We start from the raw sequence: 12069 nt of genomic DNA, 5'->3' as shown, positions 1-12069 counted from the left end.
CAGGCGGGGCGGTTCCGACCGGGGGACGCATGGCGCGCGCATCCAAGAAACCAGCGGGCGAGGAAAGAAAAGCCATCAATCTGGCGCTGCAGGGCGGTGGCTCGCATGGCGCGTTCACCTGGGGCGTGCTGGATGCCTTGTTGGCCGACGGCCGCCTGCGCATCGAGGCCATCAGCGCCACCAGCGCCGGCAGCCTGAACGCGGTGGCCCTGGCCGACGGCCTGCGGCGCGGCGGGCCCGAGGGTGCGCGGCAGGCGCTCGCCGGGCTCTGGCAGGCGGTGGCCGCGGCCGGCCGGCTGACGCCCTGGCAAGCCCCCTGGCTGGAAGCCTTCATGCAGGGCTGGCAACGGGCGCTGCCGCCCGAGTTCTCGCCGCAGCACTGGTGGGCCGGCAGCCTGCTGCAGGCCTTCTCGCCCTACCAGCTCAACCCGCTCAACATCAACCCGCTGCGCCAATTGCTGCAGCAATGCGTGGATCTCGACGCGCTGCGCCGGGCGCTGCCGCTGAAACTGTTCCTCAGCGCCACCAATGTCGAGACCGGCAAGATCCGCGTCTTCAGCGGCAGCGAGATCACGGCCGATGCGGTGCTGGCCAGCGCCTGCCTGCCCAGCCTGTTCCAGGCGGTGGAAATCGACGGCGAGTATTTCTGGGACGGCGGCTTCATGGGCAACCCGGCGATCTTCCCGCTCATCTATGAGGACGTCAGCGCCGACGTGCTGATCGTGCATGTGAACCCGCTGGTGCGCCGGGGCGTGCCGCGCACGGCGGCCGAGATCGCCAACCGCGTCAACGAGATCAGCTTCAACTCCTCGCTGATGCGCGAGATGCGCGCCATCGCCTTCGTCACCAGCCTGATCGACCGTGGCAAGCTGGCGCCCGCGGACGCGCGCCGCATGCGCATCCACTCGATACGCTGCGACGAGCTGATGGCGGCCCAGGCGGCCAGCAGCAAGCTGGATATTGGCTGGGCCTATTTGTGCGAGTTGCGCGATGCCGGCCGCGCCCAGGCCGAGGCCTGGCTGGCGGCGCATGTCGAGCAGGTCGGCAAGGCCTCCACGGTCGACATCCGCGCCGAGTTCCTCTAGAGGGGCCCTAAGGCCTGGGAGCCAGCCAGGGCATCGCCGGTGGCAGGGCCGGCTCGACATAGGGCCCGGCCAGCAGGGCATCGGCCAGGCCGCGCCGGTTCTGCGCCAGCGCCACCATGCTGAAATGGGCATGGCCCGAGCCGGGCGCGCGTGCGCGCGTGAGCGCGATCTGTCCCAGGATCTCGTCCACCGGCCAGCTGTCGGCCTTGTCGCTGATGCGGCTGGTGAACAGGCCCGGGTAGATATGCCGGCCCAGCGGGTTCTGACCATGCCAGTAGTCCAGCAGCACCTCGAACGCCTGCGCGGTCTGCGCGCGCGGCCAGTAGAGCTGCGGCGCCAGATAGTCCAGCCAGCCCTCGCGCAGCCAGCGCTCCACGTCGGCGTAGAGCTTGTCGTACTGCGAGAAGCCGGCAATGCCGGCCGGGCGCAGATCGGGGCGCGGCAGGCCGAAGGGGCTGATGCCCAGCTTGACCCATGGTTTTCCGGCTTCGCGCACCAGCTGGTAGAGCTGCTGCACCAGGCGGTCGACGTTGTCGCGGCGCCAGTCGGCGCGGCTCAGGCCGCTGGCCTGGCCGTGGCGCTGCCAGCTCGGCTCGTCGGGGAAGTCGAGCTCCTGCTTGTTGCCGTCCTGCACCGGGTAGGGATAGAAGTAATCGTCGATGTGGATGCCATCGACGTCGTAGCGCTGCAGCACATCGCGCACCACCGCCAGCGTGTGCGCGGCGGCCGCGGGCTCGCCGGGGTCGATCCAGAGCTGGTCGCCATAGCGCTTGACCCAGTCCGGCCGGGTCTGGCTCAGATGGCCGGCCGCGGCCGCCGAGCGCGCCTGGCTCTGGCGCGCTCGGTAGGGGTTGAACCAGGCATGCAGCTCGAGCCCGCGCGCATGGGCCTCGCTCACCCAGGTGGCGAGGGGGTCGTAGAAGGGCTCGGGGGCCTGGCCCTGCGTGCCGCTCAGGTATTCGCTCCAGGGCTCCAGCGCCGAGGGGTAGAGCGCGTCGGCGCTGGTGCGCACCTGCAGGATGATGGTGTTGAGCCCGAGCGCCGCGGCGCGGTCCAGCAGGGCGTGAATCTCGACAATTTGCTCGGCGCTGCTCAAGGCCTTGCGGCTGGGCCAGTCGATATTCGCCACCGTGGCCACCCAGGCGGCGCGGAACTCGCGCGCCGGCGGCTCGGCCGGTGGGGCGGGCGGCTCGGCCGGCGGGATGGGCAGGGGCGCGCAGCCGGCCAGGCCCATCATCGCCACGGCCGTCAGGGCCTTACGTCGTTGCATGCAATCTCAAACCTTCACAAACCACCGCCTGCGCCACATGACCCAGGCCACCAGGTACATGCTGGCACAGAAAGCCAGGGCAAACAGCAACGAGGCATTGCGCGGTGCCAGCTCCAAGGCCTGGATGGGCGCATACAGCAGGGCCTTGAGCGTGCGCTGGCTGCCGTCCGGCTGCGCCAGCTTGACGAATCCCAGCAGCTTGGCCACCAGGCCCGAGAGCGCGAAGATGAACAGCGCGTTCATGCCGAACACCTGCAACGGCCTGGCCCAGCGCGCCAGGCGCGCGCGCAGCAACGGCAGGGGCATGGCGTCCAGCAGCCAGTAGAAGCTGCCGAACAGCAGGCAGGCCCAGCCCGTCATCGCCACCGTGTACGCGGGCGTCCAGAGATTCTTGTTGATGGGCATCAGCCAGGCGTCGAGCAGCTGGCCCAGCCACAGGCAGGCAAGACCTGACACCATGAACCACATGGCCTTCTCGACCGGCGCGCGCCGCGCCATCAGCCAGTGGCCGGCCAGCAGGCCGGCGATCTGGCTGGCCAGGGCCGGCAGGGTGGAGAGCAGGCCCTCCGGGTCCCAGTGCTTGCTCTTCGCCCACAGATGACCATCCATCAGCGCGCGGTCCAGCCAGGCGCCGGTGTCTTCGCCGGGCTGCAGCGAGCCGACATGCCACACGCCCTGGGCGTCCGGCACCGGCACGCACAGCATCAGTAGGCTGTAGAGCCCCAGCAGGGCCAGGGCCGCGGCCAGCTGCTGGCGCCAGCCCAGCAACAGCGCCAGCGGCGCGGTCAGCAGGGTGCACAGGCCCAGGCGCTGCAGCACGCCGGGCCAGCGCAGGGTCTCGGGATGGAAGGCTGGGATGAGGTTGAGCGCCAGCCCGATCGCGATGATGACGAGGCCGCGCCGCCAGGTCTGCAGCAGCAGGGCCTGCCGGGCGGCGCCCGCCGCGGCACGGCGGCCCAGGCTGATGTGCATGGCCACGCCGCTGATGAAGACGAAGAAGGGAAAGATCCAGTCGGTGAAGGTCCAGCCATGCCACTCGGCATGCGCCAGCGGGCCGTACAGATGCGCCCAGTCGCCCGGGTTGTTGACCAGCAGCATGGCGGCGATGGTGAAGCCGCGGAAGGCGTCCAGGCTGGCCAGGCGCTGCTCGTCGTGCCTCACGCGTCGGCCTCCTTCTTGCCGAAGCCTTCAGGCACCTTGAGCAGGGCCGTCATCGCGAACGAGGGCAGGGTGGCCAGCAGCACCCAGGCAAAGAACCAGGGGTAGCCGATCTGCGCCTGCAGCCAGCCGCTCCACATGCCCGGCAGCATCATGCCCAGGGCCATGAAGCCGGTGCAGATGGCGTAATGCGCGGTCTTGTGCGGCCCCTCGGCCACCAGAATCATCACCATCAGATAGGCGGTGAAGCCCAGGCCGTAGCCGAACTGCTCCAGCGCCAGCGCTGCGCTCACCAGCCACAGGCTGCCGGGCTGCATGAGCGCCATCAGCAGGAACACCAGGTTGGGCACATGCATGCTGAGGATGAGCGGCCAAAGCGCGCGCTTCAGGCCCACGCGCGAGATGATCCAGCCGCCCAGCAGGCCGCCCAGGGTCAGCGCCGTCAGGCCCACCGTGCCATAGGCGATGCCGACCTCCTTGGTACTGAGGCCCAGCCCGCCCTGCGCCGGTGCGTCCAGCAGAAAGGGCGTGGCCAGCTTCAACAGCTGCGCCTCCGGGAAGCGGTAGAGCAGCAGATAGCCCAGGATCACCCCGATGGCGGGCTTGCGGAAATAGGCCTTGAAGACGGCGAAGAACTCGCGTACCGGCCGGCCGGTACGCGCGGCGGGGCGATCCGCCGCCGGGCGCGGCAGCAGCGCGAGATGGTAGAGCGCCAGCAGCACGAAGGCCGCGGCCAGCAGCATGAAGACCTGGCTCCAGGCCGTGGCCATGCTGCCGCTGCGCTCCTGCAGCACGCCCGCCAGATAGACCAGGCCGCCCTGGCCGGCGATATTGGCGATGCGGTAGAAGGTCGAGCGCACGCCCACGAAGGCGGCCTGCTGGTGTTGTTGCAGCGCCAGCAGGTAGAAGCCGTCGGCGGCGATGTCGTGCGAGGCCGAGGCAAAGGCCATCAGCCAGAACACCGCCAGGCTGAGCTGGAACCAGGCCGGCAGCGGCAGTACCAGGGCCACGCCGGCCAGCGCCGCACCGACCAGGAACTGCAGCGCCCAGATCCAGCGCCGCTTGCTGCCCAGCAACTCGATCAGGGGCGACCACAGCGGCTTGATCACCCAGGGCAGGTAGAGCCAGCTGGTGGTGAGCGCGATCTCGGTGTTGCTTAGCCCCAAGTTCTTGTACATCACCACCGAGAGCGTCATCACCACCACATAGGGGATGCCTTGCAGCAGGTAGAGGCTGGGGATCCAGGCCCAGGGGCTGCGTGGCGCCGCCATCATCAGCGCAGCGCCCGGCGCACGCTGCCGTCGGCGGCCTGCAGCGCGGCGCGCGCCTGCGCCGGCGTGCAGCCACGCCGCAGCGCCACGATGGCCAGCTTTACCGAATGGTCGCAGGCCCGCAGCATGTCCTCGGCGCGGGTCTCGTCGGCGCCGCTGGCGCGCATGGTCAGGTCCAGGGCGCGGCGCAGCAGCTTGGCATTGGTGGCCTTCAGATCCACCATCAGATTGCCGTAGACCTTGCCCAGCTGCACCATCAGCGCGCTGGAGAAGGTGTTGAGCGCGATCTTCTGCGCGCTGCCCGCCTTCAGCCGCGTGCTGCCCGAGATCACCTCGGGCCCGGTGTCCAGCACGATGCCGATCTCGGCAAGACCTGACACCGGCGCGCCCGGGTTGTTGGCAAAGCCCAGGGTCAGCGCCCCGGCGGCGCGCGCCGCCTGCAGGGCGCCCAGCACATAGGGCGTGGCGCCGGAGGCGGCGAGCAGCAGCACGACGTCGTTCGGCGTGAGCTGCAAAGACAGCACGTCGACGCCGCCCTGGGCAGCGTCGTCCTCGGCCCCCTCCACCGCCTCGAACATGGCGCCGGGCCCGCCCGCCAGCAGGGCCAGCGCGCGCTCATGCGGCCAGGAGAAGGTGGGGTAGAGCTCCACGCTGTCCAGCACGCCCAGCCGGCCGGAGGTGCCGGCGCCCACATAGATGAGCCGGCCGCCGGCGCGGATGCGGGGCAGGGCGGCCTGCACCGCCGCCGCCAGCTGCGGTGCGGCGGCGCGCACCGCCCGTACCGCCTCGCCCTGGTCGTCCACAAAGGCGGCGATCAGGGCCGGCGTCTCGTATTCATCCAGGTTCTGGTGGGCGGGGCTGGGCGTCTCGGTCTTGAGCATGGGCCCGACTCTACGGGGCCTGGCCGGCCCTGGCCAATGAATGGCGGGCCCGCGGGCATAACCGAGGGTAATCCGCATCCAAAAAAAACTTCGACGCGTATGTAAGGCCAGGCCGCGCAGGCGCGACACAAGCTCACAAGTCGTGGGCAAGGCGACGCCGCCACGGCCTGTTGTTCAAGCAACCTCAACGATTCCTTCATTCATCTCAGGAGCTTCACATGCAACAAACCCTCAAGACCGGCCTGTCCATCGCCGCCGCCGCTGCCGCCCTGTTTGCCACCGCCGGCTTCAGCACCGCCGTGCAGGCCGCCGACGACGGCATGGTCAAGTGCTCCGGCATCAACAGCTGCAAGGGCAGCTCCGAGTGCAAGACCGCCAAGAGCGAATGCAAGGGCCACAACAGCTGCAAGGGCCAGGGCTGGGTCAGCAAGGCCAGCGCGGCCGAATGCACCAAGGCCGGCGGCAAGGTGGAAAAGTAAGCGGCCGAACTCGCCAGGAGCGCCCATGTCCAGCATCCAACCCGATAGCTTCGGCCTGGGCCTCCGGACCGAGCATTACCAGGCCCTCGCCGAGCCCCTGCCGGCCGGCTTGCGGCCGGACTGGCTCGAGATCATTTCCGAGAACTATCTGGTGCCCGGCGGCAAGCCGCTCTGGCATCTGGAACGCCTGCGGCGCGACTACCCCGTCGTCATGCATGGCGTGTCGCTGTCCATCGGCAGCGCCGACCCGCTCAGCCTGGACTATCTGCGCGAGCTGAAGGCGCTGGCCGATCGCATTCAGCCCGCCTGGCTGTCGGACCATCTGTGCTGGACCGGCGTGGACCATCGCAATCTGCACGACCTGCTGCCCATGCCCTACACCGAGGCCTCGCTGCACCATCTGTGCGGCCGCATCGCGCAGGTGCAGGAGCTGCTGCAGCGCCCGCTGGTGCTGGAGAACGTCTCCAGCTATGTGGCGTTTGCGGCCGACGAGATGGACGAGGCCAGCTTCGTGGCCGAGCTGCTCAGGCGCAGCGGCTGCCGCTTGCTGCTGGATGTCAACAACGTCTACGTGTCGGCCCGCAACCATGGCTTCGACCCGCGGGCCTATATCGACCGCATGCCCGCCGCGCAGGTGGTGCAGATCCATCTGGCCGGCCATGAGGACCTGGGCGAGCTCGTGATCGACACCCACGACCACGCGGTTTGCCCCGCGGTCTGGGAGCTCTATGCCTATACGCTGGGCCGGCTGGGCCCCAAGCCCACCATGATCGAGCGCGACGACCAGATCCCGCCGCTGGCCGATCTGCTGGCCGAACTGGCCACCGCGCGCGATGTGGCACGGCGCGTCGCGCAAGACCTGACCCCGGCCGCCGCGGTGGGAGCGTTCGCATGAGCCTGCTGGCGCAGCAGCGCGGGCTGCAGGCGACGGTGCTGGAGGGGCGTGCCGCCGATCAGACGCTTGCCGGCCTGCTGACCGAGCGCAGCCTGGCGCGGCTGGCCGTCTATGCCCATGCCTACCGCGCCCGCCTGCTGGGCGCGCTGCGCGACAACTACGAGGTGCTGGCCCTGGCCATGGGCGACGTGGCCTTCGATGCGCTGGGCCATGCCTATATCGATGCCCGGCCCTCGCAGCAGGCCTCGATACGCTGGTATGGCGATGCGCTGGCCGACTTCATGGACGGGCCTTACGCCGCGCGGCTGCCGCATGCGGCGCTGTGCGATCTGGCACGCATGGACTGGGCCCTGCGCGGCGCCTTCGACGCCGCCGCGGCCACCCCGATGACGCTTGCGCATCTGCAGGCGCTGGCGCCCGAGGCATGGGCCGGCCTGCCGCTGCGGCCGCAGCCCAGCGTGCGGCTGTTGGCGCTGGACTGGGCGGTGGAGCCGGTCAGGCGCGCGCTGCGCCAGCACCGCAGCGGCGCGGCCGAACCCGAGCTGCCCGAGCCGCTGGCGCAGGCCCATGGCTTGCTGGTCTGGCGCCAGGGCCTGGAGACGCGCTGGCGCTCGCTCGCTGCCGAGGAAGCTGCGCTGCTGCAAAGCCTGCTGAGCGCGGGCGGCACGTTTGCGCATCTGTGCGAGGCGGCAGCGCTGGCGCAAGGGCCCGAACAGGCCGCCGCCGTGGCGCTGGGCGCGCTGCAGCAATGGCTGGCCGACGAGCTGCTGCAGGCGCCCCCGGTTACCTAACGGGTACAGCGCCGGCGCGGCCGCTGCACTAGGATGCCGCGGCGTCCTTCCCGCTGCCCCGTCCATGCAACAACCCCGCCTGTTCTCGCTCGCCTGGCCGCTGTTCCTCGAGCTTTGCCTGGGCATTGCGGTGGGCCTGATCGGCACCCTGCTGGCGGCACGCATCTCGGACAGCGCGGGTGCCGGCTTCGCGCTCGCCAACCATGTGGCGGGCACCTTGTTCATCCTGTTTCGCATCGTCGGTGCCGGCATCAGCGTGGTGATCACGCAGAGCCTGGGCGGCGGGCGGCGCGAGCTCGCCGATGCCAGCGCGCGCGCCGCCCTGGGTGCCAGCAGCTGGATCGGCGGGCTCACCGCCTTGGCCGCGGCGCTGGCCGCCGCGCCGCTGCTGCGCCTGCTGAATGCGCCGCCCGAGGTGCTGCCGCTGGCCGCGCCCCTGCTGCAGGCACTCGCCCCCGCGATGCTGCTGGATGCCTGGAACGCCTCCATGGCCAGCGTGATGCGGGCCCATCTGCGCACGCGTGACACCCTGGCGGTGCTGGTGGCGATGCAGATCGTGCAGCTGGGCCTGGCGATGCCCTTCATGCAATGGCTGGGCCTGCCAGGCTTTGCCCTCGCCCTGCTGTGCAGCCGCAGCCTCGGCCTGCTGCTGCATCTGTGGCTGTGGCGTAGCCGCCTGGGCCTGCGCCCGCAGTGGGCCGACTGGTGGCGGCTGCCGCGCCGCGAGCTGGCCGGGCTGCTGCACATCGGTCTGCCCGGGGCGGCCGAGAACATCGCCTACCGCCTGGCCTTCATGGTCAGCATCGCGGTGGCCGGCCAGCTGGGCGCCGGTGCCCTGGCCGCGCATTCCTATGCCTCGCAGCTGATGTACTTCGTGCTGCTGTTCGGCCTGGCCACCGGCTTCGCGGCCGAGATCGTGGTCGGGCATCTGATCGGCGCCGGCCAGCTGCATGCCGCGCACCGGCTGGTGCGGCGCGCGCTGGGGCGCGGCCTGCTGGTGAGCGTGGCGGTGGCCACTGCGGCGGCGCTGGCCTCGCCCTGGCTGCTGCGCCTGTTCACGCACGACCAGGCCATCGTCGCCCAGGCCGTCACCCTGATGTGGCTGACGGTGATCCTGGAGCCCGGCCGTACCTTCAATCTGGTGGTGATCAACGCGCTACGCGCCACCGGCGACGCGCGCTATCCGGTGCTGGCCGGTGCGGCCTCGATGCTGGTTGTGCTGGCCGGCGGCAGCTGGCTGCTGGGCCAGGTGCTGGGCCTGGGCCTGGTGGGCATCTGGATCGCCTACGCCGCCGACGAATGGCTGCGCGGCCTGCTGATGTGGCGGCGCTGGGCGCGCCATGGCTGGGTGCCCCATGCGCGCGCGGCGCATCGGCGCCTGCGCCGGCAGGCCTCGCATTGAAGGCTCGGGCATGAAAAAACCCGCAGCCTGCAGGAGGCTGCGGGTCGCGTTGCGGGCTGGCGGCGCGCGGCCGCGCTTGCCCGATCAGGCGGCCTTGCGGCGACGCGCCACGGCGGCTGCCGCGGCGGCCAGACCCACCAGGGCCAGCACGCCGGGTTCCGGCACGCGGTTCGGCGGCTCCACCTGGTCGCCCACATAACCAATCAGGTTCTTGGTCAGCTGCTGCGAGTTCGGCAGGTCGTACTGGTTCATCATGAAGTTGACGTCCAGGATGGTGGTCAGGGCACCCTTGCTGGCGCCGGACAGGCTGCCCACGCCGAATGCAATGCCGGCGCCCAGCGAGCCGTCGTTGCGCGAGGTGATCCAGTTGCCGGTGCCGTGGCCGGTGAAGCAGCCGGAGGCCGCGTAGTTCACGTTGCTCACCGCGTTCGGGCCGTCGAAGGGGGCGTACACCTTCTCGAAGCCATCGAAGCAACCGTTGAAGCCGATGCTGCCGCCGCCCAGGCCGCTGATCAGCGACAGGATGGAGTTGTTGCGGCTCATGAAGCTGGAGTTCTCGCCCATCAGGAACAGGCCACCGCCCGCCGACAGGAAGGCGCTGTATTCGCTCGTCGCGCCGGCGTCGAGGCCGGTGTTGAAGCGCACGTCCCAGACCTGCGAATAGCCGGCCAGCGAGAGCGGCAGGCTGTCGGCCACGGTAACGGTATTGCCAACGGCCAGGTGCAGGGCCTGCAGGTTGTTGGTCACGGCGGTGGTGGTGCCCACCTCGGACGTGGTGGACATGCCATTCACGATCAGGATCGGGCCGGCTTGCGCGGCGGTCAGGCCACCCAGTACCAGGGCGGCGCAGAGGCTCTTCAGTTTGTTCATTTGTAACTTTTTTGCGTTGATGAAAAGGACCCGGCCCCTGGGATGCAAATAGCGGGCCAAAGGGAAAATCCTTATGAATCAAGACTTGAATATCGAGATCTCTTGCATGTGTAAGAAATGTCGACAAGTGTTTTCGGCTGCTTGTTACATCTATGCCCGGCCGCGGCCACATGGTTTCTCCGCTGGCCGGCGCAGCCGGCGCGGCGGCCGGGCATGATGCGGGCTTCCGAAAAAAGGATGTCTGCCATGCGTCTCAAGACCACCTGCGCCACGGTCATCGCCACCGCCACCCTGCTGCTGAGCAGCGCCGCCTTTGCCGCCCTGCCGGTGGGGGCGCCGGCGCCCGACTTCGCAGCCGATGCCGCGCTGGCGGGCGCGCCCTACAAGTTCAGCCTGGCCGCCAGCCTCAAGCAGGGGCCGGTGCTGCTGTACTTCTATCCCAAGGCCTTCACCAGCGGCTGCACCGTCGAGGCGCACCTGTTCTCCGAGGCCACCGAGCAGTTCAAGGCGCTGGATGTGACGGTGCTGGGCATGTCCAACGACGACATCGAGACGCTCAAGAAGTTCAGCACAGAGGCTTGCCGCGGCAAGTTCGCGGTGGCGGCCGATGCCGGCGCCAAGGTCATGAAGGACTACGACGCCGCGCTGAAGATCGTGCCCGGCATGGCCGACCGCATCTCCTACCTGATCTCGCGCGACGGCAAGATCGCCGCCGTGCATGCCAGCATGAGCCCCGAGGGCCATGTCGGCGCGATGCTGAAGGCGGCGCAGGCGCTCAAGGCGGCGGGCAAGTAAGCGGCGCGGGCGCGGGGAGGGCGGGCCGGTCGCGGTGACAATGTGCCGCCAGCCTCTGCCGCCTCACCCACCGCCATGCCACGAGCCCTGTTGCCGCGAATTGCCAGCCTGCTGATCAGCCTGCTGGCGGCCACGGCGCTGATCTTCGGGCTGCTGGAGGTGCTGCCCGGCAATGTGGCGCAGCTGATGCTGGGCAGTGAGGCCACGCCCGAGGCGGTGGCCGCGCTGGCCGAGCAACTGGGCCTGCAGCGGCCCGCCGCGCTGCGCTACCTGGACTGGCTGGCCGGCCTGGCGCGCGGCGAGATGGGGCTTTCGCATGCCTATGGCGCGCCGGTGGCCGAGCTGATCGCCGAGCGCCTGGTGGTGACCCTGCCGCTGGCCCTGCTGGCGATGGCGCTGGCGGCGCTGATCGCGCTGGCGGCGGGCGGCTACGCGGCGGCGCGGCGCGGCCGCCCGGGCGATCTGCTGGTGATGCTGCTGAGCCAGCTGGGGCTGGCCACGCCCAGCTTCTGGTTTGCCATCCTGCTGATGCTGTTGTTCGCGGTGAAGCTGCAATGGGTCGCGGCCGGCGGCTTCCCGGGCTGGCGTGCGGCCGAGGGCGGCGGCCTGGGCCCGGCGCTGCAGGCCCTGGCCCTGCCGGCGCTGGCGCTGGCGCTCACCCAGGCCGCCATCCTGGCGCGCATCACCCGCTCGGCCCTGCTGGAGGTGCTGGGTGAGGACTATGTGCGCAGCGCGCGCGCCGCTGGCGCCAGCGAGCCGCGCATCCTGCTGCACCATGCCTTGCGCAATGCGCTGATCCCCATCGTCACCGTGATGGGCCTGCAGTTCGCCAACCTGCTGGCCGGCACCATCGTGGTGGAGAACATCTTCCAGCTGCCCGGGCTGGGCCGGCTGCTGTTCCAGGCGGTGGCCAACCGCGACCTGATGGTGCTGCGCAATGGCGTGCTGCTGCTGGTGGCGCTGGTGCTGCTGCTGAACTTCGTGGTGGACCTGCTCTACCTGGCGCTGGACCCGCGCCTGCGCAGGGAGCGCGAACATGGCTGAAGTAAAACAACCCCTCGCCCAATCTCGCCCCGCTGAACGTGGGCGAGCCCGGTCGGTCCCCCGCGGGGACGGCGATGCTTGCCGGATTGACCGGCAAGCACATCGCCAGCGCGGGCCGGCTTGGGGCG

General features: G+C 70.0%; 12 protein-coding genes. 7 read left to right on the top strand and 5 right to left on the bottom strand.

What is annotated here, in order from left to right; translation table 11 throughout:
- Positions 1 to 29 precede the first annotated feature (29 nt).
- Complete coding sequence (locus AC3WQY_RS09725; protein WP_492707870.1) at positions 30 to 1085, top strand: patatin-like phospholipase family protein; 1056 nt, start codon at positions 30 to 32, stop codon at positions 1083 to 1085.
- Positions 1086 to 1092: 7 nt separating this feature from the next.
- On the opposite strand, the gene AC3WQY_RS09720 is transcribed toward AC3WQY_RS09725, so the two are convergent.
- The 4 genes from AC3WQY_RS09720 to AC3WQY_RS09705 are packed head-to-tail and all read right to left on the bottom strand — an operon-like array spanning position 1093 to position 5665.
- Complete coding sequence (locus AC3WQY_RS09720) at positions 1093 to 2355, bottom strand: glycoside hydrolase family 10-like protein (RefSeq protein ID WP_492707868.1); 1263 nt, start codon at positions 2353 to 2355, stop codon at positions 1093 to 1095.
- Between the two features lie 6 nt (positions 2356 to 2361).
- Complete coding sequence (locus tag AC3WQY_RS09715) at positions 2362 to 3516, bottom strand: acyltransferase family protein (RefSeq protein WP_492707866.1); 1155 nt, start codon at positions 3514 to 3516, stop codon at positions 2362 to 2364.
- The gene (locus AC3WQY_RS09710; RefSeq protein WP_492707864.1) at positions 3513 to 4787 is read right to left on the bottom strand and encodes an MFS transporter; all 1275 of its coding nucleotides are present in this window, start codon (positions 4785 to 4787) and stop codon (positions 3513 to 3515) included. The genes AC3WQY_RS09715 and AC3WQY_RS09710 overlap by 4 nt, the downstream gene beginning before the upstream one ends.
- Complete coding sequence (locus tag AC3WQY_RS09705) at positions 4787 to 5665, bottom strand: N-acetylmuramic acid 6-phosphate etherase (protein ID WP_492707862.1); 879 nt, start codon at positions 5663 to 5665, stop codon at positions 4787 to 4789. Before AC3WQY_RS09705 ends, AC3WQY_RS09710 begins: the two co-directional genes overlap by 1 nt.
- 218 nt (positions 5666 to 5883) lie before the next feature.
- On the opposite strand from AC3WQY_RS09705, the gene bufA2 reads away from it, so the two are divergent.
- The 4 genes from bufA2 to AC3WQY_RS09685 all read left to right on the top strand — a co-directional run bounded on the left by bufA2 (position 5884) and on the right by AC3WQY_RS09685 (position 9232).
- Positions 5884 to 6144: a BufA2 family periplasmic bufferin-type metallophore gene (gene bufA2 / locus AC3WQY_RS09700; protein ID WP_285234774.1), complete on the top strand. Its 261-nt coding sequence runs from the start codon at positions 5884 to 5886 to the stop codon at positions 6142 to 6144.
- 25 nt (positions 6145 to 6169) lie between these two features.
- Complete coding sequence (bufB, locus tag AC3WQY_RS09695; protein ID WP_492707859.1) at positions 6170 to 7039, top strand: MNIO family bufferin maturase; 870 nt, start codon at positions 6170 to 6172, stop codon at positions 7037 to 7039.
- Positions 7036 to 7830: an HvfC/BufC family peptide modification chaperone gene (locus tag AC3WQY_RS09690; protein WP_492707857.1), complete on the top strand. Its 795-nt coding sequence runs from the start codon at positions 7036 to 7038 to the stop codon at positions 7828 to 7830. Before bufB ends, AC3WQY_RS09690 begins: the two co-directional genes overlap by 4 nt.
- 64 nt (positions 7831 to 7894) lie before the next feature.
- Positions 7895 to 9232: an MATE family efflux transporter gene (locus tag AC3WQY_RS09685; protein ID WP_492707855.1), complete on the top strand. Its 1338-nt coding sequence runs from the start codon at positions 7895 to 7897 to the stop codon at positions 9230 to 9232.
- Positions 9233 to 9316: 84 nt separating this feature from the next.
- Here AC3WQY_RS09685 and AC3WQY_RS09680 read toward each other — a convergent pair whose 3' ends face one another.
- A complete protein-coding gene (locus AC3WQY_RS09680; protein WP_492707853.1) occupies positions 9317 to 10102 on the bottom strand; it encodes a PEP-CTERM sorting domain-containing protein in 786 nt (261 codons plus the stop codon).
- Between the two features lie 246 nt (positions 10103 to 10348).
- Between AC3WQY_RS09680 and AC3WQY_RS09675 the strand changes: the two genes are divergently transcribed.
- Both AC3WQY_RS09675 and AC3WQY_RS09670 read left to right on the top strand, forming a co-directional pair.
- Complete coding sequence (locus tag AC3WQY_RS09675) at positions 10349 to 10897, top strand: peroxiredoxin (RefSeq protein WP_492707851.1); 549 nt, start codon at positions 10349 to 10351, stop codon at positions 10895 to 10897.
- A gap of 75 nt (positions 10898 to 10972) precedes the next feature.
- A complete protein-coding gene (locus tag AC3WQY_RS09670) occupies positions 10973 to 11941 on the top strand; it encodes an ABC transporter permease (protein WP_492707849.1) in 969 nt (322 codons plus the stop codon).
- The last annotated feature ends 128 nt before the right edge of the window (positions 11942 to 12069 follow it).

It is taken from the genome of Roseateles sp. FW301-B2 (genome assembly GCF_058788955.1).
Note: the sequence above shows the minus strand (reverse complement) of the source record. Positions and strands in the feature narration are given on the sequence as shown.

Coding starts and splice junctions, on each gene's coding strand:
- AC3WQY_RS09725 (WP_492707870.1), top strand. CDS start 30: ATGGCGCGCGCATCCAAGAAACCAGCGGGCGAGGAAAGAAAAGCCATC.
- AC3WQY_RS09720 (WP_492707868.1), bottom strand. CDS start 2,355: ATGCAACGACGTAAGGCCCTGACGGCCGTGGCGATGATGGGCCTGGCC.
- AC3WQY_RS09710 (WP_492707864.1), bottom strand. CDS start 4,787: ATGATGGCGGCGCCACGCAGCCCCTGGGCCTGGATCCCCAGCCTCTAC.
- AC3WQY_RS09705 (WP_492707862.1), bottom strand. CDS start 5,665: ATGCTCAAGACCGAGACGCCCAGCCCCGCCCACCAGAACCTGGATGAA.
- bufA2 (WP_285234774.1), top strand. CDS start 5,884: ATGCAACAAACCCTCAAGACCGGCCTGTCCATCGCCGCCGCCGCTGCC.
- bufB (WP_492707859.1), top strand. CDS start 6,170: ATGTCCAGCATCCAACCCGATAGCTTCGGCCTGGGCCTCCGGACCGAG.
- AC3WQY_RS09690 (WP_492707857.1), top strand. CDS start 7,036: ATGAGCCTGCTGGCGCAGCAGCGCGGGCTGCAGGCGACGGTGCTGGAG.
- AC3WQY_RS09685 (WP_492707855.1), top strand. CDS start 7,895: ATGCAACAACCCCGCCTGTTCTCGCTCGCCTGGCCGCTGTTCCTCGAG.
- AC3WQY_RS09680 (WP_492707853.1), bottom strand. CDS start 10,102: ATGAACAAACTGAAGAGCCTCTGCGCCGCCCTGGTACTGGGTGGCCTG.
- AC3WQY_RS09675 (WP_492707851.1), top strand. CDS start 10,349: ATGCGTCTCAAGACCACCTGCGCCACGGTCATCGCCACCGCCACCCTG.
- AC3WQY_RS09670 (WP_492707849.1), top strand. CDS start 10,973: ATGCCACGAGCCCTGTTGCCGCGAATTGCCAGCCTGCTGATCAGCCTG.